Origin of the sequence: Citrobacter sp. RHBSTW-00524, from assembly GCF_013747755.1 — a bacterium.
GTDB lineage: Bacteria > Pseudomonadota > Gammaproteobacteria > Enterobacterales > Enterobacteriaceae > Citrobacter > Citrobacter braakii.
Map to the genome: position 1 here is coordinate 1,850,128 of NZ_CP056421.1, position 21,421 is coordinate 1,871,548.

20 protein-coding genes are annotated in these 21,421 nt (G+C 54.2%); 14 read left to right on the forward strand and 6 right to left on the reverse strand.

What is annotated here, in order from left to right:
• Positions 1-113 precede the first annotated feature (113 nt).
• Complete coding sequence (locus HV229_RS08795; RefSeq protein ID WP_181547290.1) at positions 114-1,022, reverse strand: LysR substrate-binding domain-containing protein; 909 nt, start codon at positions 1,020-1,022, stop codon at positions 114-116.
• A 126-nt stretch (positions 1,023-1,148) separates the two neighbouring features.
• Here HV229_RS08795 and HV229_RS08800 point away from each other — a divergent pair, with 126 nt between their 5' ends.
• The 6 genes from HV229_RS08800 to dusC all read left to right on the forward strand — a co-directional run bounded on the left by HV229_RS08800 (position 1,149) and on the right by dusC (position 7,146).
• Positions 1,149-2,507 carry an aromatic acid/H+ symport family MFS transporter gene (locus tag HV229_RS08800; protein WP_016153709.1) on the forward strand — a complete coding sequence of 453 codons (1,359 nt, stop codon included), beginning with the start codon at positions 1,149-1,151 and terminating at the stop codon, positions 2,505-2,507.
• Positions 2,508-2,518: 11 nt separating this feature from the next.
• Complete coding sequence (gene gtdA / locus HV229_RS08805; RefSeq protein WP_141895427.1) at positions 2,519-3,556, forward strand: gentisate 1,2-dioxygenase; 1,038 nt, start codon at positions 2,519-2,521, stop codon at positions 3,554-3,556.
• A gap of 15 nt (positions 3,557-3,571) precedes the next feature.
• The gene (locus HV229_RS08810) at positions 3,572-4,273 is read left to right on the forward strand and encodes a fumarylacetoacetate hydrolase family protein (protein ID WP_016153707.1); all 702 of its coding nucleotides are present in this window, start codon (positions 3,572-3,574) and stop codon (positions 4,271-4,273) included.
• 8 nt (positions 4,274-4,281) lie between these two features.
• Positions 4,282-4,926, forward strand: coding sequence for a maleylacetoacetate isomerase (gene maiA / locus HV229_RS08815; protein WP_019077220.1), 645 nt, complete (start codon positions 4,282-4,284; stop codon positions 4,924-4,926).
• A 14-nt stretch (positions 4,927-4,940) separates the two neighbouring features.
• Entirely contained in the window at positions 4,941-6,134 is a 1,194-nt protein-coding gene (locus HV229_RS08820) for a 3-hydroxybenzoate 6-monooxygenase (RefSeq protein ID WP_181547292.1), read from the forward strand.
• Positions 6,135-6,195: 61 nt separating this feature from the next.
• Positions 6,196-7,146, forward strand: coding sequence for a tRNA dihydrouridine(16) synthase DusC (gene dusC, locus HV229_RS08825; protein WP_181547294.1), 951 nt, complete (start codon positions 6,196-6,198; stop codon positions 7,144-7,146).
• Positions 7,147-7,330: 184 nt separating this feature from the next.
• Here dusC and HV229_RS08830 read toward each other — a convergent pair whose 3' ends face one another.
• The gene (locus tag HV229_RS08830; protein WP_181547296.1) at positions 7,331-8,065 is read right to left on the reverse strand and encodes a class I SAM-dependent methyltransferase; all 735 of its coding nucleotides are present in this window, start codon (positions 8,063-8,065) and stop codon (positions 7,331-7,333) included.
• Between the two features lie 169 nt (positions 8,066-8,234).
• On the opposite strand from HV229_RS08830, the gene mdtQ reads away from it, so the two are divergent.
• On the forward strand, positions 8,235-9,674 hold the full coding sequence (gene mdtQ / locus HV229_RS08835; RefSeq protein ID WP_153690208.1) for a multidrug resistance outer membrane protein MdtQ: 1,440 nt from the start codon (positions 8,235-8,237) through the stop codon (positions 9,672-9,674).
• 24 nt (positions 9,675-9,698) lie between these two features.
• Here the strand turns inward: mdtQ and HV229_RS08840 are convergent, their stop codons facing one another.
• On the reverse strand, positions 9,699-10,271 hold the full coding sequence (locus tag HV229_RS08840) for a DedA family protein (RefSeq protein WP_016153701.1): 573 nt from the start codon (positions 10,269-10,271) through the stop codon (positions 9,699-9,701).
• 164 nt (positions 10,272-10,435) lie between these two features.
• Between HV229_RS08840 and HV229_RS08845 the strand changes: the two genes are divergently transcribed.
• On the forward strand, positions 10,436-11,023 hold the full coding sequence (locus HV229_RS08845; protein WP_016153700.1) for a Yip1 family protein: 588 nt from the start codon (positions 10,436-10,438) through the stop codon (positions 11,021-11,023).
• Between the two features lie 180 nt (positions 11,024-11,203).
• On the forward strand, positions 11,204-12,151 hold the full coding sequence (pbpG, locus tag HV229_RS08850) for a D-alanyl-D-alanine endopeptidase (RefSeq protein ID WP_016153699.1): 948 nt from the start codon (positions 11,204-11,206) through the stop codon (positions 12,149-12,151).
• Positions 12,152-12,251: 100 nt separating this feature from the next.
• Here the strand turns inward: pbpG and dld are convergent, their stop codons facing one another.
• The gene (dld, locus tag HV229_RS08855; RefSeq protein ID WP_016153698.1) at positions 12,252-13,961 is read right to left on the reverse strand and encodes a D-lactate dehydrogenase; all 1,710 of its coding nucleotides are present in this window, start codon (positions 13,959-13,961) and stop codon (positions 12,252-12,254) included.
• Positions 13,962-14,193: 232 nt separating this feature from the next.
• Between dld and bglX the strand changes: the two genes are divergently transcribed.
• The 5 genes from bglX (at position 14,194) to HV229_RS08880 (ending at position 20,464) form a co-directional block, all read left to right on the forward strand.
• Complete coding sequence (gene bglX, locus HV229_RS08860) at positions 14,194-16,491, forward strand: beta-glucosidase BglX (protein WP_016153697.1); 2,298 nt, start codon at positions 14,194-14,196, stop codon at positions 16,489-16,491.
• A 218-nt stretch (positions 16,492-16,709) separates the two neighbouring features.
• Positions 16,710-17,627: an ABC transporter substrate-binding protein gene (locus HV229_RS08865; protein WP_016153696.1), complete on the forward strand. Its 918-nt coding sequence runs from the start codon at positions 16,710-16,712 to the stop codon at positions 17,625-17,627.
• A 15-nt stretch (positions 17,628-17,642) separates the two neighbouring features.
• Complete coding sequence (locus HV229_RS08870) at positions 17,643-18,809, forward strand: ABC transporter permease (RefSeq protein ID WP_276569465.1); 1,167 nt, start codon at positions 17,643-17,645, stop codon at positions 18,807-18,809.
• The gene (locus HV229_RS08875; protein ID WP_016153694.1) at positions 18,802-19,749 is read left to right on the forward strand and encodes an ABC transporter ATP-binding protein; all 948 of its coding nucleotides are present in this window, start codon (positions 18,802-18,804) and stop codon (positions 19,747-19,749) included. The genes HV229_RS08870 and HV229_RS08875 overlap by 8 nt, the downstream gene beginning before the upstream one ends.
• Positions 19,733-20,464: an ABC transporter permease gene (locus HV229_RS08880; protein WP_181547300.1), complete on the forward strand. Its 732-nt coding sequence runs from the start codon at positions 19,733-19,735 to the stop codon at positions 20,462-20,464. Before HV229_RS08875 ends, HV229_RS08880 begins: the two co-directional genes overlap by 17 nt.
• Here the strand turns inward: HV229_RS08880 and HV229_RS08885 are convergent.
• Together HV229_RS08885 and mlrA are read right to left on the reverse strand one after the other, a co-directional pair.
• A complete protein-coding gene (locus HV229_RS08885) occupies positions 20,445-20,552 on the reverse strand; it encodes a protein YohO (RefSeq protein WP_003027354.1) in 108 nt (35 codons plus the stop codon). The two genes, HV229_RS08880 and HV229_RS08885, sit on opposite strands and share 20 nt — an antisense overlap.
• Before the next feature lie 74 nt (positions 20,553-20,626).
• Positions 20,627-21,358 (reverse strand): HTH-type transcriptional regulator MlrA, encoded by a 732-nt coding sequence (mlrA, locus tag HV229_RS08890; protein WP_016153692.1) that lies wholly within the window; start codon positions 21,356-21,358, stop codon positions 20,627-20,629.
• Positions 21,359-21,421: the final 63 nt, after the last annotated feature.

Below are 21,421 nucleotides of genomic sequence, written 5' to 3' on the forward strand. Positions count from 1 at the left end.
GACTGATTCATCATACAATTAAACTTCAAAACGTGCTACCGATCACATCATGAATTCTAAGCATAGAAGAAATAGATATCTGGAACATCGGGCGATGGCCCTAACTGTTCACGTTAAACCTGTGCCAGGTAATACAGAAAACGATTCAGGGCGGTCGTGGGCGTTTCATTGTTGCGCCAGAACACGCCTACGCTGCCTTTTTGTTCAATCTTCGGCAGATTCAGGATAGTCAGCTGTCCCTGGGCGGCATAACGCTGCGCCAGGCGTAGAGAAAGAATAGAGATCATGTCGCTACTTTGCAGCAGGTTGGTGCTGACGTTTATCGACGCCGACTCAATGATGTTTTCCGGTAGCATGACGCCGTTATCTACCAGCGCGTTGTCAATGCTTATCCGGATGGGCGTTCCCGTCGGCCAGACAATCCAGCGCCAGTTAGCCAGATCATGCCAGGTGAGCAGGGGATATTTTGCCAGTGGATGGTCGGGGCGCGCGACGAAACAGACCGGTTCGGTATACAGCACCTGGTAATTGAGCGGCAACTGAAGCGCCCGGCCACCGACGCGTCCGACCACCACATCCACCGAACCCGCGAGCAGATCGTGCAGCAGCGGGGTCATCACCTTCTCTTCAATATTAAGATGCAAGGTCGGCAGCTCTGTGAGCAAACCCAGTATCGCCTGTGAAACGCAGTCCGTCGCCACCGGCGAGCAGCCAATCTTCAGACTCCCTACCAGGCCTCCCTGCTTAAAACGGGCGATTTCATACTGTGAACGTTCCATATCATTGATCAGGCGTTGGGCATGCTGCAGTAGCAGCTTGCCGCCTTCTGAAGGGCGTAAGCCTTTGCTATGACGTTCAAAGAGTGTGATACCCATCTCATCTTCGAGCTGTGATAACCATTTTGACAACGCTGGCTGGGTGATATTCATCATTCGGGCGACGTGAGTCAAATTCCCCTGTTCGCCCAGCGCAATAAGCGTTTGCAGGTGGTGTAACTTAAGTTTCTGCGCCCAGTTAGCCATTTGCTATAACCTCCAGGTTATGCCTCTGCATGAAAAGCCATTGTACATTTCATCTCCAAACATACAAAGTCGCAACATACCTAAAACAAAACAGACATCTACTCTACCTGCACTGAGGCATTCACTATGACTCAACAACGTGATTTACAAGCACTGATCGATTCCGCCCCCGTCGGTAAGACCCAGTGGCGCGTTATCATTTGCTGTTTTTTGGTCGTCATGCTCGACGGTTTTGATACCGCAGCTATTGGTTTTATCGCGCCTGATATTCGCACCCACTGGCAACTGACGGCCGGAGATCTGGCGCCGCTGTTTGGCGCAGGCCTGCTGGGTCTGACCGCTGGCGCACTGCTCTGCGGTCCGCTATCGGATCGTTTTGGCCGCAAACGGGTGATTGAACTCTGCGTGGCGCTGTTCGGCGCACTGAGCCTGATCTCGGCTTTTTCCCCCGATCTGCAAACGCTGGTTTTTTTGCGCTTCCTTACCGGGTTAGGCCTGGGCGGCGCGATGCCAAATACTATCACTATGACCTCAGAATACCTGCCAGCGCGTCGGCGTGGTGCACTGGTCACCATGATGTTCTGCGGTTTTACCCTGGGCTCGGCGATGGGCGGGATTGTCAGCGCACAGCTGGTGCCGGTTATTGGCTGGCACGGCATCCTGGTGCTGGGAGGCGTGCTACCGCTGATGCTGTTTGTGGCTCTGCTGTTTGCGCTGCCGGAATCCCCGCGCTGGCAGGTTCGTCGTCAGTTGCCGCAAAACGTGATTGCCAGAACCGTCAGCGCCATCACCCGGGAACGTTATGACAATACCCAATTTTATCTCAACGAGGGCGCCGCGATTGCCAAAGGCAGCATTCGCCAGCTGTTCGTCGGGCAACAGTTGCCCATTACCCTGATGTTATGGGTGGTGTTCTTTATGAGCCTGCTGATTATTTATCTGCTCTCCAGCTGGATGCCAACGCTGCTTAACCATCGTGGAATTGACCTGCAGCATGCCTCATGGGTGACCGCTGCCTTTCAGATTGGCGGTACGCTAGGTGCGCTGGTGCTGGGAGTGCTGATGGATAAATACAATCCTTTCCGCGTGCTGGCAGTGAGCTATGCGCTGGGCGCGGTATGTATTGTCATGATTGGCCTGAGCGAGAACGGCCTGTGGCTGATGGCGCTGGCCATTTTTGGCACCGGCATCGGCATCAGCGGTTCGCAGGTGGGCCTGAATGCCTTAACCGCCACGCTTTATCCGACGCAGAGCCGGGCCACGGGCGTCAGCTGGTCTAATGCGATTGGCCGCTGCGGCGCGATTGTCGGCTCGCTCTCCGGCGGCGTGATGATGGCGATGAATTTCTCATTCGATAACCTGTTTTTCATTATTGCCGTTCCGGCGGCCATCAGCGCGGTGATGCTTATGCTGCTGACGGTTGTTATCCGCCAGTCGGCCTCTGTCCCTGACGCGTTGTCACGCGTAGGCATCGTGAACAAATAAGGAGAATCTCTATGTCAGAACTTAATCAGGATGTTAAGAACAGCCGTCAGCAGTTTTACCAGCATATTTCCGGGCAGAATCTGACCCCTCTGTGGGAGTCGCTGCACCGCCTGGTACCGCCAACGCCGAACGCACATTGTGCTCCTGCGTACTGGAACTACCAGGAGGTCCGCCCGCTGCTGCTGGAAAGCGGCGATCTGATTGGCGCGAAAGAGGCGATTCGTCGCGTACTGGTGCTGGAAAACCCCATGCTGCGCGGACAGTCTTCAATCACCCCAACGCTGTACGCCGGATTGCAGTTAATCATGCCGGGCGAGGTTGCGCCGAGTCACCGGCATAATCAGTCTGCGCTGCGCTTTATTGTCGAAGGGAAAGGGGCATTTACCGCGGTGGATGGCGAGCGCACCCAAATGCATGAAGGCGATTTTATTCTGACGCCACAGTGGCGCTGGCACGACCACGGCAACCCAGGCAGTGAACCGGTGGTGTGGCTGGACGGTCTGGATCTGCCACTGGTGAATCTGCTGGGTTGCGGCTTTGCGGAAGATTACCCGGAGGATCAGCAGCCGGTCACGCGTAAGGAAGGGGATTACTTACCACGCTACGCGGCCAATATGTTGCCGCTGCGTCATCAGAAGGGTAACTCATCGCCAATTTTCAACTATCGCTACGATCGCAGCCGTGAAGCGCTGCATGACCTGACCCGCATGGGCGACGCCGATGAGTGGGACGGTTACAAGATGCGTTACGTCAACCCGGTAACCGGTGGTTATCCCATGCCTTCAATGGGGACCTTTTTACAACTGTTGCCGAAGGGCTTTTCCTCGCGGATGGCGCGTACCACCGACAGCACTATCTATCACGTGGTGGAAGGAAGCGGGCAGGTCACCATCGGCACCGAGATCTTCAATTTTTCGCCAAAAGATATCTTCGTGGTGCCAACCTGGCACGGCGTGTCATTCCAGGCCCACGAAGATGCCGTCTTATTTAGTTTTTCGGACAGACCGGTTCAGGAAGCGCTGGGGTTGTTCCGTGAAGCACGTTATTAATTTGGGAGAGAGAAAATGACGCAATACGTATTCGAACCACAAGCGCCTGTTACCGTTCCGGTCGTTGGCAGTAATGAACAGTTTCCCGTGCGTCGCGTTTACTGCGTGGGCCGCAACTATGCCGCTCATGCGCGTGAAATGGGTTTTGATCCGGATCGCGAACCGCCGTTCTTCTTCTGTAAACCTGCCGATGCGGTGGTTCCGGTGGCGGCCGGTCAAACCCTCGAGCTGCCATACCCGTCGCAGACCGATAACTATCACTATGAGATAGAGCTGGTGGTGGCGATCGGTAAAAAGGGCAGCGATATACCGCTGGAAAAAGCGCACGAATATATCTGGGGCTATGCCACTGGTCTGGATATGACCCGCCGCGACAGGCAGATGGAGATGCGCCAGATGGGGCGTCCGTGGGAAATCGGCAAAGCATTTGATCTCTCAGCCCCCATCGCGCCGCTGCATAAAGCCAGCGAAAGTGCGGATGTTAACAACGCGCCTATCTGGTTGCAGGTCAACGGCGACGATCATCAGCGTAGCGATATTCGCCACCTCATCTGGTCCGTTAATGAAACCATTAGCTATCTGTCCGGCTTTTTCGAACTACAGCCGGGTGATTTGATCTACACAGGCACGCCAGAGGGCGTGGGCGCAGTGGTGAAAGGAGATGTGATCACCGGCAATGTAGACGGTTTAACCCCCATCGCTGTGAAGATTGTCTGAGGTGGATGATGAAGCTGTACAGTTTCTTTAACAGCTCCGCGTCATATCGCGTACGCATTGCGCTGGCGCTGAAGGGGCTTGATTACCAGACGGTGGGTGTCAACATTCGCATCGGTCAGCAGAACGAGCTGGCCTACCGGCGGATGAACCCGGTAGGGCTTGTACCGACGCTGGTCACTGATGAGGGAGAATCACTCGGGCAGTCGCTGGCGATAACCGACTGGCTGGATGGTCACTTTCCTCAGTCGCCGCTGCTGCCAGCCGACTTCCCGACGCGCAGCCGGGTGCTGGAAATTGTTTATGCCATCGCTTGTGATATCCATCCTGTGAATAACATGCGGGTACTGCGCTACCTGAGCGAAGAGCTAAAGGTCAGTGAAGAGGATAAAAAACGCTGGTATGCGCACTGGATCCAGCAAGGGTTAAGCGCGGTTGAACAGATGCTGCGCCAGAGTCACTCGGGGACGTTCTGCGTGGGGGATGCGCCGACGCTGGCGGATTGCTGTCTGATCCCGCAGTGGGCGAACGCGTTACGTATGGGCTGTGATCTGAGCGGGTATCCGCGCTGTAAGGCGGTATATGATGCCTGTACCCAGCTTCCGGCGTTTATCGCCGCCGCGCCCGAGAATCAACAAGACAAAATTCCAGCCTGATAAGGAGAACGACAATGGCTAAAGTGACACGCGCAATTATCGTGGGTGGCGGGATTGGCGGCGCGGCGACCGCGCTATCGCTTGCCCGTCAAGGCATTAAAGTGATGTTGCTGGAGAAAGCGCACGAGATTGGTGAGATTGGTGCGGGCATTCAGCTCGGGCCGAACGCGTTTTCTGCTCTGGACAGCCTTGGTGTGGGTGACGTCGCCCGCAAGCGCGCCGTTTTTACCGATCACATCACCATGATGGATGCGGTAAACGCGAAAGAGGTTGTACGCATTGAAACCGGGCAGGCGTTCCGCGATCACTTTGGCGGTCCTTATGCGGTTATCCATCGGGTTGATATTCATGCTTCTGTCTGGGAAGCGGCACTGGTTCATCCCAACGTTGAGTATCGCACTTCAACTAACGTGGTTGATATTCGCCAGACAGAAGATGATGTGACGGTCTTTGATGAGCACGGTAACAGCTGGACAGCGGATATTTTGGTGGGCTGTGACGGTGTGAAGTCGGTTGTGCGTCAGTCTCTGATTGGCGATGCGCCACGCGTGACCGGGCACGTGGTCTATCGCGCGGTGATTGATTGCGATGATATGCCGGAAGATTTGCGCATTAACGCGCCGGTGCTATGGGCCGGACCGCACTGCCACCTGGTGCACTATCCACTGCGCGGCGGCAAGCAGTATAACCTGGTGGTGACCTTCCACAGTCGTCAGCAGGAGGAGTGGGGGGTGAAGGATGGCAGTAAAGAGGAAGTGCTCTCCTATTTTGCCGGTATTCATGCGCGTCCGCGTCAGATGCTGGATAAGCCGACCTCATGGCGTCGTTGGTCCACCGCTGACCGCGAACCGGTAGAGAAATGGGGGACCGACCGCATTACGCTGGTGGGTGATGCTGCGCATCCGGTGGCACAATATATGGCGCAGGGTGCCTGTATGGCGCTTGAAGATGCCGTCACTCTCGGTAAGGCGTTACAGCAGTGTGACTGCGATGCGGCTGATGCCTTTGCTTTGTATGAGTCGGTGCGTATTCCGCGTACTGCGCGCATCGTCTGGTCGACGCGCGAAATGGGACGTGTGTACCACGCCGCAGGCGTCGAGCGCCAGGTGCGTAATCTGCTGTGGAAAGGCAAATCTCAGGCGGAATTTTATCGTGGTATGGAATGGCTGTACGGCTGGAAAGAAGATAACTGCCTGTTGCCGCGCTGAGCCTCTTTAATCTCCTGAACGGAGGCGCTACCATAGCGCCTCTTTTTTTGCGGGTGACGATATGCGTGTTTTACTGGCGCCGATGGAAGGCGTGCTCGACTCACTGGTGCGCGAGCTGCTGACTGAAGTGAATGATTACGATCTGTGCATCACCGAGTTTGTGCGCGTGGTGGATCAGCTCCTGCCGGCAAAAGTCTTCCATCGGCTCTGCCCGGAACTGCATAACAATAGCCTGACGCCATCCGGCACGCGGGTGCGCATACAGTTGCTGGGGCAGTATCCGCAGTGGCTGGCGGAGAACGCGGCGCGCGCGGTAGAACTGGGCTCGTTTGGTGTCGATCTGAACTGTGGCTGCCCGTCGAAGCTGGTCAACGGCAGCGGCGGTGGCGCAACGTTATTAAAAGATCCTGAACTCATCTACCGGGGCGCAAAAGCCATGCGCGAGGCGGTTCCGGATCATCTCCCCGTGACGGTGAAAGTGCGTCTGGGCTGGGACAACAGCGACAGGCGGTTTGAAATTGCTGATGCCGTTCAGCAGGCGGGCGCCAGCGAGCTGGCGGTGCATGGCCGAACCAAGGAACAGGGCTATAAGGCCGAACATATCAACTGGCAGGCGATCGGTGAGATCCGCCAGCGGCTTACCATTCCGGTTATCGCTAATGGCGAAATCTGGGACTGGCAAAGCGCTCAAGACTGTATGGCTATCAGCGGATGCGATGCGGTGATGATTGGCCGTGGGGCATTAAATATTCCGAACCTGAGCCGTGTGGTGAAGTACAACGAGCCGCGTATGCCGTGGCCTGATGTCGTGATGCTGTTGCAAAAATATACCCGTCTTGAAAAGCAGGGTGATACCGGGCTGTATCACGTGGCGCGGATTAAACAATGGTTAGGGTATTTGCGTAAAGAATACTCAGAGGCAACCGCGCTGTTTCAGGAAATCCGCGCGTTAAACAATTCACCGGATATCGCGCGCGCGATTCAGGCCATTGATATCGCTAAATTGCATTAACACATTAATCGGCCACCGGAGTGGCCTTTTTTTCAAAAAATCATCTTAAACACGCCAGTTACCACCAATAACCCAATCAGAAAAATAACTAAAATAATCCACAGTAAGATTTTCATCAGCGTTCCTTTTTTGGTGAGTTCAGGTTAAGTATAGGAAAGCCTCTGAAAATCTTCCTGTAATGACCTTACTCCGGTTTACGTGCGCTGAGCAGAAACACCATTGGCCGCTCTTTTTCTTCATCCAGCGCCGGGTTTTCAGCAATCTGTTCAGCGGACGGTCCCCATTCATCGACACAAACGATTTCGAATCCGGCGGCTATCAGCGCATTAATCCAGGTCGCCAGCTTACGGTGCTGTTTTTTGACACCCTCCGCGAACCAGTTACTGATGCGTGTGCCTTCCTGCTGATAATGATTGACCGGCCAGGACTGTTGCCCGGTTTTATCTTTTATCCAACCCTGGTTAAGCGGTGCAGTATAAATGGGATGTTCGGCAGAGAATACCAACATGCCTCCCGGTGTTAACGACTGGTAAATCGTTACGAATAATCGTGCGATATCGCGCAAATAGTGCAGGGCAAGTGAGCTATAAACCAGGTCAAAGGAATTTGGCGACAGGCAAAGCGTCTCGAGATCTTCACGTCGATAAACGATGCCATTACCCTGCGTCATGCTGTGCGCCTGAGTTAACATCTTTTGTGAAATATCCAGTCCCACTACGCTGGCCGCCAGGTTCTCGCGCGCGTAGCGGCAAAACCAGCCATATCCGCAACCCAAATCGAGGATATTTTTTCCCTGTAGAGCGGGGAGCATCGCTTGTATTGTCGGCCATTCTGGCGCACCGTCGAGCCCTTTTACTGAACGGTCCAGTGTGGCATATCCGGCAAAGAACTCGGGATCGTCATAGATATTCTGTGACATAATGTCTCCATCCATAAATTATTAAAATTAATTAATCTAAATTATTTGTTGGGTGTATATTTTTCCGATTATATATTTTTATTGCCAAAGGTGTATTGCCACGCGTAACTAAAAAAGGAAACGCGACAAGTCGTAATCTCAGCACATCTTTTCTTACCTGTGTCTCTCCATGAATCGTAATTCTGCTTTTGTCACGACGGCATTGTTGCCGCTTTTTATTTTGATGTCAGGTTGCGCGCCGATGCATGATGACCGCCAGTCTCTGTCACAGCAGACCCCCGCTGCGAATGTCGATACCACATTGCCTGCGGCGTTAAAAAATGGCTGGCCGGACAGCCAATGGTGGAAGGCATACCATGACCCCCAGCTTAATGCGCTGATTGACAGCACGTTACGAAACTCTCCTGATATGCAGGTCGCGGAACAGCGCATTCAACTGGCGGAGGCGCAGGCTAAGGCTGTGGAGGCGCAGGATGGCCCGGAGATCGATTTCTCAGCAGATGTGGAGCGTCAGAGAATGTCAGCCGAAGGGCTGATGGGTCCGTTTGCCATTACCGATCCGGCCGCCGGGACGACCGGGCCGTGGTACACCAACGGCACCTTTGGTTTAACTGCTGGCTGGAATCTGGATCTGTGGGGTAAAAATCGGGCCGAAGTGACGGCACGTATTGGGGCCGTTAAGGCGCGTGAAGCCGAGCGCGAGCAAACGCAACAGGTGCTGGCGAGCGGTGTGGCTCGTCTATACTGGGAATGGCAAACGCAGGCCGGGCTGAAAACCGTGTTGACGCAAATCGAAACCGAGCAGCAGAACGTCATTAACGTTGATCGTCAACTGTATCAAAATGGTCTTACTTCTTCGGTGGAAGGCGTTGAAACCGATATCGATTCCAGCAAAACAGAGCAGCAGCTGAACGATGTCAGCGGTAAAATGAAGGTGATTGAAGCGCGGTTGAGCGCGCTGACCAACTCGCAGTCCACAGCCCTGAAACTCCATTCGACCCCGCTGCCCGCGGTGGAAAGCCAGCTCCCGTCCCAGCTAGGTTATTCGCTGCTGGCCCGCCGACCGGATTTGCAGGCGGCGCACTGGTACATTGAGTCATCGCTGAGCAGCATTGATGCGGCGAAAGCGGCGTTTTATCCCGATGTAAATCTGATGGCATTTTTACAACAGGATGCGTTACATCTGAGCGACTTGTTTCGCCATTCCGCGCAGCAAATGGGCGTAACGGCCGGGCTGACGCTGCCTATCTTTGATAGCGGCAGGCTGAACGCGAATCTCGACATTACTCAAGCGCAAAGCAACCTGACGGTGGCGAATTACAACAAAGCCGTGGTGGATGCGGTGAATGACGTGGCGCGTGCAGCATCGCAGGTAGAAACCCTGGCGCAGAAGAATCAGCATCAGCAGCAGATTGAGCATGATGCACTGCGCGTAGTGGGTCTGGCGCAGGCGCGCTTCAATGCCGGAATTATTGCGGGCTCCCGGGTCAGTGAGGCAAAGATCCCGGCATTACGTGAACAGTGCAACGCTCTGCTTTTACAAGGGCAATGGCTGGATGCCTCAATCCAGTTGAACCGCGCGCTGGGGGGCGGCTACCACGCTTCGTAACGCACCCGCCCGGTAGACATCGCGCTATCGGGCCGTACTTTTGCTGCTGCGTTTTTTTAACCACCACCGAACGCCTGGCACCAGCACAATCACCAGAGCCAGCCATATCCAGTGCTTAATATGCTGGTCGAGATTGTGTAGCCACGGCGCAATGACTTCTCCCCCCACGTAACCCAGAGTGGTAAATATCAGCGCCCACGCCAGCGCCCCCAGAATATTCAACGGCAGGAAAATTTTAGGCGGCAGATGGCTTGCGCCAATCAGCAATGGGCCGATCACGCGAAAACCATACATAAAACGGGTGCCAATCACGAACAGATAAGGACGGCGCTGGATCATTTTCTGCGCCCTGCGGATTTTGTCGCGATGTTTTGAGAAACGACGCAAAATTTTTCCACCGTAACGACGCCCAAGCAGATACAGCAATTGATCGCCAATCATCCCGCCCAGGGCCACAGAGATAACCACCAGAGGAAATTTAAGTAATCCCTGATGTGCCGCCACGCCGCCCAGCAGGGTAATGGTTTCACCTTCGGCCAAACTGCCAATGACCAATGCGGCGTAACCGTAATGTGCAATAAGACTGTTTATATCCATATGTCTGGATGACCTCCCGACGTTAAGCATACACCCTGTGAATCATCGTGGGGTTTAAAAGCGCTGAATTAGCGGTTCGTCATTTTTGTTGTTGTACAAAAATTAATCCAAAGCTGAATTATACTTGAACTGTTGAGGTCCGGAGCTGACAAGAAGGGGGCGGTATGAACCATGTCTGGGGGCTGTTTTCCCATCCCGATCGTGAAATGCATGTGATCAACAGCGAAAACGAAAGCGTTTCGCATCACTACACCCACCATGTACTTCTGATGGCGGCAATCCCGGTTGTTTGTGCGTTCATCGGTACCACACAAATCGGCTGGGATTTTGGCGATGGCAATATCCTGAAATTATCCCTGTTGACTGGATTTGCAATGGCGATTCTGTTTTACGGGGTGATGCTGGCGGGCGTTGCCGTCATGGGCCGGGTTATCTGGTGGATGGCGCGTAACTACCCGCAGCGTCCGTCGCTGGCGCATTGTATGGTCTTTGCCGGATATGTCGCGACGCCGCTGTTTTTAAGCGGGCTGGTCGCACTTTATCCGCTGGTCTGGCTGTGCGCATTAGTCGGGACTCTCGCGCTGTTTTACACCGGTTATTTACTTTATCTCGGTATTCCGACGTTCCTGAATATCACTCGTGAGGAAGGGTTGAGTTTTTCCAGTTCGACGCTGGCAATTGGTGTGCTGGTACTGGAGGTTCTGCTGGCTATTACGGTAATCCTGTGGGGTTACGGCTATCGGTTATTCTGACGGATAAACCTGTCTACGCTGCGTTGTTGACGTAAAAGTCAGCAACGCAGCATTTCGAGACGATTCTCCTGTGGCAGCAAACCTGCCGGATCGCTATGATGCCTGAGCTAGCTTGAGATAATACTTAATCTCTGGCGGTGTGCGTTGTGACGTGCGTGAACCATTATCAGAAATCTCATCATGCTGAAATTCCGAGTTTCATTATTAAGCCTTGCCCTGGTGCTGGCCGTTCCTTTTGCACCCCAAGCCGTGGCGAAAACGGCAACTACCGCAGCGGCTTCTCAACCTGAGATAGCGTCCGGTAGCGCGATGATCGTTGATCTGAATACCAACAAAGTTATCTATTCGAACCACCCGGACCTTGTGCGTCCGATTGCGTCGATTACCAAATTAATGACGGCGATGGTGGTGCTTGATGCACGACTGCCGCTGAATGAAAAGCTGAAAGTCGATATTAGCCAGACGCCGGAGATGAAAGGCATTTACTCTCGCGTACGACTGAACAGCGAAATCAGCCGTAAAGACATGTTACTGCTGGCGCTGATGTCATCAGAAAACCGTGCGGCGGCGAGTCTGGCGCATCATTACCCGGGCGGATACAACGCGTTTATCAAAGCCATGAATGCCAAAGCGAAAGCGCTCGGCATGACTCAGACACGCTTTGTGGAACCCACTGGCTTGTCGATTCATAACGTCTCGACCGCCCGTGACTTAACCAAGCTGCTGATCGCCAGCAAACAGTATCCGCTGATCGGCCAGTTAAGTACTACGCGTGAAGATATGGCGACGTTTGCCAACCCTGCGTATACGCTGCCGTTTCGTAACACCAACCATCTGGTATACCGCGATAACTGGAATATTCAGTTAACGAAAACCGGGTTTACCAATGCGGCAGGCCACTGTCTGGTGATGCGCACGGTGATTAACAACAAACCGGTGGCGCTGGTGGTGATGGATGCCTTTGGTAAATATACTCACTTTGCCGATGCCAGCCGTTTACGTACCTGGATTGAAACGGGCAAGGTGATGCCGGTTCCGGCGGCGGCGCTGAGCTATAAAAAGCAAAAAGCTGCGCAGATGGCGGCGGCAGGTTCGGCGAAGGGCGAGCAAACCGCACAGAACGATTAAATAAGATGTCTTATCCGGCCTACGCATAGCGAATGTAGCAGTAGGCCGGGCAAGCAAAGCGCCCCGGCAACATGCCCGGTAGCGCTTATCTTTTTCAGGTTTACGATTCTTTCCAGAACTTCTGCTTACTCGTTTTCCCAATACCCGGATTCATACTGTTGGTGGGGTCATTCTCACGGTAAAAACGGGTCAAGGTTTCCGGCGCCTGATATAGATGCCCGACGTTATGCTCTGCCGGATACTGCGCCCCACGCTCGCGCAGGAGTTCCAGCATCTGCTCTTTTAGCGCATGCGCATCCACGCCTTTTTTCACGATGTAATCCTGATGGAAGACGTAACACATAAAGTGACCGTAATAGAGTTTGTGCACCAGTTGACTGTCGATCTCTGGGGGCAGATGCTCGTACCATTCGGTGTCGTTACGACGCAGCGCGATATCCAGCGCCAGAATATCTTCCACCTCATCCGCATGTACGGCCTGATAACGAATAGCCGCGCCAGCCGCCGCAAAGCGGTGCAAGAACGCCTTGCTGCCTTCTTCCGCCGTACAGGCAAAGAAGTCGCCTTCAGCGGTTTTGAAATACTCGCTTAGCCAGTTTTGGGCTTCAGCCACGCCGCCACCGGCCATTTTTAACAGCAGGTGATGCTCGTACTTATCGCGCCAGCTTTTCATGCGCGCCGGTAAGTGACTGGGGAATAAATGACCAAATTTCTGCATTGCCCGGTCGGTGAAGTGAGGACGGAAAATTTTCACTTTTTCCAGCATCGCATCGGTGCGGCCTTTCAGGGTGAAGAAGAACGGCATTTTGTCGGTGCCGAGCTTGTCGATCATCAGAAACGTATCTTTGCCGTATTGCTCAGCGATGTCGTAAATATCGCGGTGCATATATTCACCGGCGACCGGCAGATGCTCGAATTTTGCCAGAATATGACGGCGGATCTCCGTCAGCACCTCTGGCTGGTTGGTGCCGATGTAAAAGACCTGCTGGTTTTTTTCGGCTTCGAAGGTGTCCAGACGCACGGCAAAGACCGCGAGCTTGCCTGCACAACCGGACGATTCAAACAAGCGATCCGGGTCGGCGTTATAGCGTGCGGGCGTGTCCGCGTCGATATCTCTGACGCGGGTAACGTAGTCGTGATCGTGCGCGTGACGCCCGTCGTGGCGAACATCGTCATCTCTAATACGCTCGTCATCCAGTTTGCTCAGGATCTGCTCCGGGGTCTGGCCCAGCTCAATACCCAGATGGTTAACCAGCTGTAATTTTCCCTGTTCGTCAATACGCGCAAACAGCGACATCTCCGTGTATGCCGGGCCGCGCTGTACCAGCGAGCCGCCGGAGTTGTTGCAAATGCCACCGATAACCGAAGCGCCGATACAGGAAGATCCGATTACCGAATGCGGCTCACGGCCAAACGGTTTGAGCGCTTTTTCCAGCGAATAGAGCGTGGTTCCTGGATAGGCCAGCACCTGTTCACCTTTGCCGATGACGTGCAGCTTATCAAGACGCAGGGTGCTGATAATGACAATCTCGCGGTCGTAATCATTACCGCTCGGCGTAGACCCTTCGGTCAGGCCGGTGTTAGCGGCCTGCATCAGGATAATTTTATCCGCGGCGACGCAGGCGCTCAAAACGCGCCACAGTTCTAAAAGCGACCCGGGGAACACGACGGCAAGCGCATCGCCCTGGCCGGAGCGGAATCCCTTGCGATAGCGGGCGGTTTTAGCAGGTTCTGTCAGCAGGTGTGAATGACCCACCAGACGGGTCAGTTCATTCAGGAAAGCTTTATTATCTGTTGTAATGGAAGACATTCTCCACTCCTTGTGGTGGGACTCAATATCAGGAACAAGCATAGCGCTTTGTATGACAATACGCTTTCTCATTCATATTGTCTCTGGTTCGTCTTTTACTGATTCGCGCTGGTTTCGAAAATTAGGAGAATAACCTTAGCTTTCTTTATCGCTCCCGTTTAGTCTTACGGCAAACTGCGGTTTTTGTTATATTTTCGCTGCCTCGTCGGGAAAAAATAAAGAGAGAATCAACATGAAATGGCTATGTTCTGTAGGTGTCGCGGTGAGTCTGGCATTGCAACCAGCGTTGGCGGACACTCTGTTTGGTAACCATCCACTGACGCCAGAGGCGCGGGATGCCTTCGTTACCGATTTACTCAAGCAGATGACCGTAGATGAGAAGATTGGGCAACTGCGTTTGATAAGCGTCGGGCCTGATAACCCGAAAGAAGCCATCCGCGAGATGATCAAAGACGGGCAGGTTGGGGCAATTTTTAACACCGTCACGCGTCAGGATATCCGCAAAATGCAGGATCAGGTGATGGATCTCAGCCGCCTGAAAATCCCTCTCTTTTTTGCCTACGACGTATTGCACGGTCAGCGTACCGTATTCCCGATAAGCCTCGGTCTGGCGTCCTCCTTTAATCTTGATGCGGTCAGAACCGTTGGTCGAGTGTCTGCGTATGAAGCTGCCGATGATGGTCTGAATATGACCTGGGCACCGATGGTCGATGTCTCGCGCGATCCGCGCTGGGGCCGCGCCTCGGAAGGGTTTGGCGAAGATACGTATTTGACCGCCACGATGGGCAAAACCATGGTGGAAGCGATGCAGGGTAAAAGCCCGGCCGATCGCTATTCGGTGATGACCAGCGTCAAGCACTATGCCGCCTATGGCGCGGTTGAAGGCGGCAAGGAATACAACACTGTCGATATGAGCCCGCAGCGTTTGTTCAACGACTATATGCCACCGTACAAAGCTGGACTGGACGCCGGTAGCGGTGCGGTGATGGTGGGGCTTAATTCGCTGAACGGCACGCCGGCGACTTCGGATGCATGGCTGTTAAAAGACGTGCTGCGCGATGAGTGGGGCTTTAAGGGCATTACCGTTTCCGATCATGGCGCGATTAAGGAACTGATTAAGCACGGCACTGCCGCCGATCCTGAAGATGCGGTGCGTGTGGCGATCAAGTCCGGCATCAACATGAGCATGAGCGATGAGTATTACAGCAAATACCTGCCGGGGTTGATTAAGTCAGGTAAGGTGACGATGGCGGAGCTGGACGACGCTGCGCGTCATGTGCTGAACGTGAAATATGATATGGGGCTGTTTAACGATCCGTACAGCCATCTGGGGGCCAAAGAATCTGACCCGCAGGACACCAACGCGGAAAGCCGTTTGCACCGCAAAGAGGCGCGTGAAGTGGCACGTGAAAGCCTGGTGCTGCTGAAAAACCGTCTGGAAACATTGCCGCTGAAAAAATCCGCTACCGTAGCGGTTGTCGGCCCGCTGGCCGACAGCAAGCGTGATGTGATGGGCAGTTGGTCTGCTGCCGGGGTTGCCGATCAGTCAGTAACGGTGCTGACGGGGATTAAAAATGCCATCGGCGAGCAGGGCAAAGTGGTATACGCCAAAGGGGCGAACATCACCAACGACAAAGGCATTGTCGACTTCCTCAACCAGTATGAAGAGGCGGTGAAGGTTGACCCGCGTTCGCCGCAGGCGATGATTGATGAAGCCGTTAACGCCGCGAAGCAGTCTGACGTGGTCGTCGCGGTAGTTGGTGAAGCGCAGGGAATGGCGCATGAAGCCTCCAGCCGCACCGATATCACCATTCCGCAGAGTCAGCGTGACCTGATTACCGCGCTGAAAGCCACGGGTAAACCACTGGTTCTGGTACTGATGAACGGTCGTCCGCTGGCGCTGGTTAAGGAAGATCAACAGGCCGATGCGATCCTCGAAACCTGGTTTGCCGGGACGGAAGGCGGTAACGCCATCGCCGATGTGCTATTTGGCGATTACAACCCGTCAGGCAAGTTGCCGATGTCTTTCCCGCGCTCTGTCGGACAGATCCCGGTCTATTACAGCCATCTTAATACCGGTCGCCCGTATAATGCCGATAAGCCGAATAAGTACACGTCGCGCTACTTTGACGAAGCGAACGGTCCGTTGTATCCCTTTGGCTATGGCCTGAGCTACACCACATTCACGGTTTCTGATGTGAAACTCTCTTCTCCGACGATGAAGCGTGACGGGACCGTGACGGCCAGCGTGCAGGTGACCAATACCGGCAAACGCGAAGGTGCGACGGTGATTCAGATGTATTTGCAGGATGTTACCGCTTCAATGAGTCGTCCGGTAAAGCAGCTGAAAGGTTTTGAGAAGGTGAATCTTAAGCCGGGTGAAACCCAAACCGTTAGCTTCCCAATTGATGTTGAAGCGCTGAAATTCTGGAACCAGCGTATGCAATACGATGCCGAACCGGGCAAATTCAACGTCTTTATCGGCGTGGATTCTGCCAGAGTGAAGCAGGGCGAATTTGAACTGCTGTAATTGATATCATGCCTGATAGCGTGACGCTTATCAGGCCCGCGAAATCGTACCATCCGGTAAACTCACTTTGGGTTTGCCGGATTTTTTTTATTGTATTATCGCCTTACCGCGAGTAACTCTCAGTGTTACTACCCAATTGCCAGGTTAAGGCTTGATTTTTCGACTATGCTTTTTCCTCAAGTCTCTGAAAAGGGCCGTAAAAGAATGAGGAGTGCAGCATGATAATTTCAAAAGTTTGGGTAGGTTCGCTGGCGTTGTTAGCCGCGATCAGCTTGCCCTTACAGGCCGCGTCACCCGTCACGGTCGGTTCAAAAATAGATACCGAAGGGGCGCTGCTCGGCAACATTATTTTGCAGGTGCTCGAAAGTCACGGCGTGAAAACCGTTAATAAAGTACAGCTGGGTACCACTCCGGTGGTGCGTGGGGCAATCACCTCTGGTGAACTGGATATTTATCCGGAATATACCGGCAATGGCGCATTCTTTTTTAAAGATGAGAATGATCCTGCATGGAAAAATGCGCAGGCCGGTTATGACAAAGTGAAAAAGCTGGACGCAGAGCAAAATAAGCTGATCTGGCTAACGCCTGCGCCCGCCAACAACACCTGGACCATTGCGGTTCGCCAGGATGTCGCGCAAAAGAATAAGCTTGAGTCCCTTGCCGATTTAGGCCGTTACCTGAAAGACGGGGGGACGTTCAAACTTGCCGCCTCTGCGGAATTTATCGAACGGGCTGACGCGCTGCCTGCCTTTGAAAAAGCCTATGATTTCAAACTGAATCAGAATCAGCTGTTGTCGCTGGCGGGGGGGGATACCGCGGTGACGATTAAAGCAGCGGCGCAGCAGACCTCTGGGGTCAATGCGGCGATGGCCTACGGTACCGACGGTCCGGTTGCGGCGCTCGGTCTGCAAACATTAAGCGATCCGCAAGGCGTGCAGCCCATTTATGCGCCAGCGCCCGTTGTGCGTGAATCGGTGCTGCAGGACTACCCGCAAATGGCAGAATGGCTACAACCAGTATTTGCCAGCCTGGATGAAAAAACGCTGCAACGGCTGAATGCCAGTATTGCCGTGGAGGGTCTGGATGCGAAAAAAGTCGCAGCAGACTACCTGAAGCAAAAAGGATGGGTGAAGTAACGGAGTTTGCAGCAGGTGGGTGTTTTGTCGAATATTTCAGTAAATCGGGTGCTGTTGCTGCTGGTGTTTCTTACCATCGCGGCGGCAGCGCTTCCTTTCATTAGCTATGCTCCCAATCGCCTGGTTTCCGGTGAAGGGCGTCAACTCTGGGATATCCAACCCGACATGGCATGGGGATTAGCGGCGGCCTGTGTGCTGCTGTTTCTTCTGTGCTTTGTACCGGGAAAATCCGGCAATATATTGACGCTTATCGTTAGCCAACTGTTGGTGATTGCGGCGCTGGTCATCGCCGGCACAACGGCAACGTATCTGGCTCAGACGGGTAGTCCGCTGGCCAGAACCAGCCTGGGCAGCGGGTTCTGGTTAGGGCTGGGACTGATGCTGCTGGCAGCCAGTGACGCCATTCGTCGCATCACCGAACGGGCGTCGTGGCGTTGGTTATTGCACGCACAAATATTCATTTTGCCGCTGGTGTTACTGCTCTCCGGTACGTTTAACGATCTTTCTCTGCTTAAAGAATATGCCAATCGCCAGGATGTCTTTAACGACGCGCTGACGCAGCATCTGACGATTCTGTTCGCTACCGTGGTGCCCGCGCTGCTCATTGGCGTGCCGCTGGGCGTCTGGTGTACTTTTTCTGTCTCCCATCAGGGGCCGGTATTCGCGGTACTGAACATCATCCAGACTATTCCCTCCGTCGCGCTGTTTGGCCTGTTAATTGCGCCGCTTGCCGGACTGGTGAAGCACTTTCCCTTGCTGGGTTCGCTTGGCGTAGCGGGAACCGGTCTGACGCCTGCGCTTATTGCGTTGGTGCTGTATGCGCTCTTACCGCTGGTTCGCGGCGTAGTGGCTGGGTTGAATCAGGTTCCACGCGATGTACTTGAAAGCGCCCGGGCGATGGGGATGAGCGCGCGTCAGCGGTTTATCTCGGTGCAGTTTCCACTGGCGCTGCCGGTCTTCTTGCGCAGTTTGCGAGTGGTGATGGTCCAGACGGTGGGGATGGCGGTGATAGCCGCGCTGATTGGTGCAGGGGGATTTGGCGCGCTGGTCTTTCAGGGATTGCTCAGTAGCGCCGTTGATTTAGTGCTGTTGGGCGTGATCCCGGTCGTTGTGCTGGCTGTGTTGATTGATGCACTGTTTGATTTAGGGATCGCGCTGCTAAAGGTATCGAATAATGATTGAATTTCGCCATGTCAGTAAAACCTATGGCCAGCAAAAAGCCGTCGATGACCTGAACCTGCAGTTAGGAGAGGGCAGCTTTTCGGTATTAATTGGCACGTCAGGTTCGGGCAAGTCTACCACGCTAAAGATGATCAACCGGCTGGTTGAACATGACAGCGGGCAGATCCGTTTCGCCGGGGAGGAGATCCGCAGCCTGCCGGTGCTGGAGTTACGACGGCGCATGGGGTACGCGATTCAGTCTATTGGTTTGTTTCCCCACTGGACCGTCGCGCAGAATATTGCCACCGTACCGCAGCTGCAAAAGTGGTCACGTTCACGTATTGATGACCGAACAGATGAACTAATGGCGCTGCTGGGCCTCGAGGCGAGTTTACGTCACCGTTATCCGCATCAGCTTTCCGGTGGACAACAGCAGCGGGTTGGGGTTGCGCGTGCGTTGGCGGCAGATCCGCAGGTGCTACTGATGGATGAGCCTTTTGGCGCGCTGGACCCGGTCACCCGCGGCGCGCTGCAGCAGGAGATGACGCGTATCCACCGTTTGTTGGGACGTACCATTGTGCTGGTGACGCATGATATCGACGAGGCGCTGAGACTGGCGGAGCATCTGATTTTGATGGATGCGGGAAAAGTTGTGAAGCAAGGCACGCCGCTGTCGATGCTCACTGCGCCAGCGAATGATTTCGTGCAAACTTTTTTTGGCCGCAGTGAACTGGGCGTAAGGCTGTTGTCACTGCGTACGGTAGGGGATTTTATCCGTCGCGGCGAACACTCAGACGGCGAGCCGCTGGTGGATGAGATGACGCTACGTGATGCATTGTCGGTGTTCGTGGCGCGTGGCTGCGATGTCTTGCCGGTCGTGACGCCGCAGGGGTTACCCTGCGGGACGCTTCATTTTCGCGATTTGCTTTCGGAGACGCCGACCCGTGAAACGTCTTGCTGATCCATTGCTATGGCTTGTTGTGCTGTTTCTGATCCTGTTGGTGGGATTGCCTCACAGTCAGGCCCTGTTTAGTTCGCTATTTCCGGCGCTGCCGCGTCCCGTGTATCAGCAGGAAAGTTTTACGGCGCTGGCGTTGAGTCATTTTGCGTTGGTGGGGATTTCAAGCCTTATTGCCGTCATTATTGGCTCCGGAGCGGGAATAGCGGTAACCCGGCCCTGGGGCGCGGAATTCAGGCCGATGGTGGAAACGATTGCCGCCGTGGGGCAGACATTTCCTCCGGTCGCCGTGCTGGCGATCGCCGTACCGGTGATGGGGTTTGGGCTTGAACCCGCGATTATCGCGCTGATTTTGTATGGCGTGTTACCAATCTTGCAGGCAACTCTGGCAGGACTTGGCGGAATTTCTCCCAGCGTGATGGATATTGCCAGCGGAATGGGCATGAGTCAGGGCCAGCGGCTGCGGAAAGTGGAGTTGCCGCTGGCGGCACCGGTTATTCTGGCGGGAATTCGCACGTCGGTGATTATTAATATCGGCACCGCTACGATAGCCTCAACCGTCGGGGCCAACACGTTGGGCACGCCGATTATCATCGGCCTGAGCGGGTTCAATACCGCCTATGTGATTCAGGGGGCGCTGCTGGTCGCGCTGGCTGCGGTGATAGTTGACCGCGGGTTTGAGCGATTAGCGAGCCACCTTACCCGGCACGTAAAATGAATGTGTAGCCTGCCAGCATGACGCCGCCGATACCGCCGATGGCCATCAGCAGGAAGAGGGTAATGACACCGATTTTAGCTGCGCTCATTATGCACTCCTTATGTGAATCTAAGGATTGTACACGTTTGTTAACAGAATATTAAGAGCCGATCCTGGTTGGCTTTAAATACCGAGTGGATAAATATCGTGACCTAACGCGCGCCATTCGTTCAGTTGTTGCTGCTGAGCGGGCGTTTGGCTTTCGCCGCACCAGACCAGTAAGGTTCGGCCTTCAAACAATTCCGGTCGCAATTGGTTTAGCGAGTGGGCGAGGACGTCAACGCGCCATCCCTGCTGGCTGGCAACCCAACCCTCCAGCCATAAGCGGGTGGTATCATGAATGTTCCAGCCGACAACCAGGGCATCTTTACCCTGTTTCTTGCGCGCCGAGGCCAGACAAATCGCGATGTAGTTGATGAGGACACCGTCGAGGATCCCCAGTAACGCCTGCAGGATCGGCTGCTGACATTGCAGGCGGCGGCGTAACGGAATGAACAAATGGGTGTTGAGCGTTTGTGCGGGATAATCCTGACCGCGCTCTTTGATCCACATCCTGAGGCTATGCAGATTATTACTTTGCAAATAGCTCAACAGCGTCTCTTGCTGTTCGCGCCAGCCGTTATGCACATCAATGTTCTCATTACTGAGCAACATTTTTACCTTACTGACCTGAACGCCGTTATTTATCCAGCGTTTTATCTCACGGATCCGGTCGATATCCGCGTCGTTAAACAGGCGATGCCCGCCGTCTGTTCGCTGCGGTTTCAGTAATCCGTAACGCCTCTGCCACGCGCGTAAAGTGACAGGGTTGATATCACAAAGCAAAGCCACTTCACCTATTGTGTAAAGCGCCATCGTCGTCTCACTTATGCTCGCGAGGTCCCAGTTTTACTTTAGACGCTCTTTTGCGAACCAGGT

What these genes read in the sequence shown, in the direction of transcription:
- HV229_RS08795 (WP_181547290.1), bottom strand. Translation starts at nt 1,022, where the DNA reads ATGGCTAACTGGGCGCAGAAACTTAAGTTACACCACCTGCAAACGCTT.
- HV229_RS08800 (WP_016153709.1), top strand. Translation starts at nt 1,149, where the DNA reads ATGACTCAACAACGTGATTTACAAGCACTGATCGATTCCGCCCCCGTC.
- gtdA (WP_141895427.1), top strand. Translation starts at nt 2,519, where the DNA reads ATGTCAGAACTTAATCAGGATGTTAAGAACAGCCGTCAGCAGTTTTAC.
- HV229_RS08810 (WP_016153707.1), top strand. Translation starts at nt 3,572, where the DNA reads ATGACGCAATACGTATTCGAACCACAAGCGCCTGTTACCGTTCCGGTC.
- maiA (WP_019077220.1), top strand. Translation starts at nt 4,282, where the DNA reads ATGAAGCTGTACAGTTTCTTTAACAGCTCCGCGTCATATCGCGTACGC.
- HV229_RS08820 (WP_181547292.1), top strand. Translation starts at nt 4,941, where the DNA reads ATGGCTAAAGTGACACGCGCAATTATCGTGGGTGGCGGGATTGGCGGC.
- dusC (WP_181547294.1), top strand. Translation starts at nt 6,196, where the DNA reads ATGCGTGTTTTACTGGCGCCGATGGAAGGCGTGCTCGACTCACTGGTG.
- HV229_RS08830 (WP_181547296.1), bottom strand. Translation starts at nt 8,065, where the DNA reads ATGTCACAGAATATCTATGACGATCCCGAGTTCTTTGCCGGATATGCC.
- mdtQ (WP_153690208.1), top strand. Translation starts at nt 8,235, where the DNA reads ATGAATCGTAATTCTGCTTTTGTCACGACGGCATTGTTGCCGCTTTTT.
- HV229_RS08840 (WP_016153701.1), bottom strand. Translation starts at nt 10,271, where the DNA reads ATGGATATAAACAGTCTTATTGCACATTACGGTTACGCCGCATTGGTC.
- HV229_RS08845 (WP_016153700.1), top strand. Translation starts at nt 10,436, where the DNA reads ATGAACCATGTCTGGGGGCTGTTTTCCCATCCCGATCGTGAAATGCAT.
- pbpG (WP_016153699.1), top strand. Translation starts at nt 11,204, where the DNA reads ATGCTGAAATTCCGAGTTTCATTATTAAGCCTTGCCCTGGTGCTGGCC.
- dld (WP_016153698.1), bottom strand. Translation starts at nt 13,961, where the DNA reads ATGTCTTCCATTACAACAGATAATAAAGCTTTCCTGAATGAACTGACC.
- bglX (WP_016153697.1), top strand. Translation starts at nt 14,194, where the DNA reads ATGAAATGGCTATGTTCTGTAGGTGTCGCGGTGAGTCTGGCATTGCAA.
- HV229_RS08865 (WP_016153696.1), top strand. Translation starts at nt 16,710, where the DNA reads ATGATAATTTCAAAAGTTTGGGTAGGTTCGCTGGCGTTGTTAGCCGCG.
- HV229_RS08875 (WP_016153694.1), top strand. Translation starts at nt 18,802, where the DNA reads ATGATTGAATTTCGCCATGTCAGTAAAACCTATGGCCAGCAAAAAGCC.
- HV229_RS08885 (WP_003027354.1), bottom strand. Translation starts at nt 20,552, where the DNA reads ATGAGCGCAGCTAAAATCGGTGTCATTACCCTCTTCCTGCTGATGGCC.
- mlrA (WP_016153692.1), bottom strand. Translation starts at nt 21,358, where the DNA reads ATGGCGCTTTACACAATAGGTGAAGTGGCTTTGCTTTGTGATATCAAC.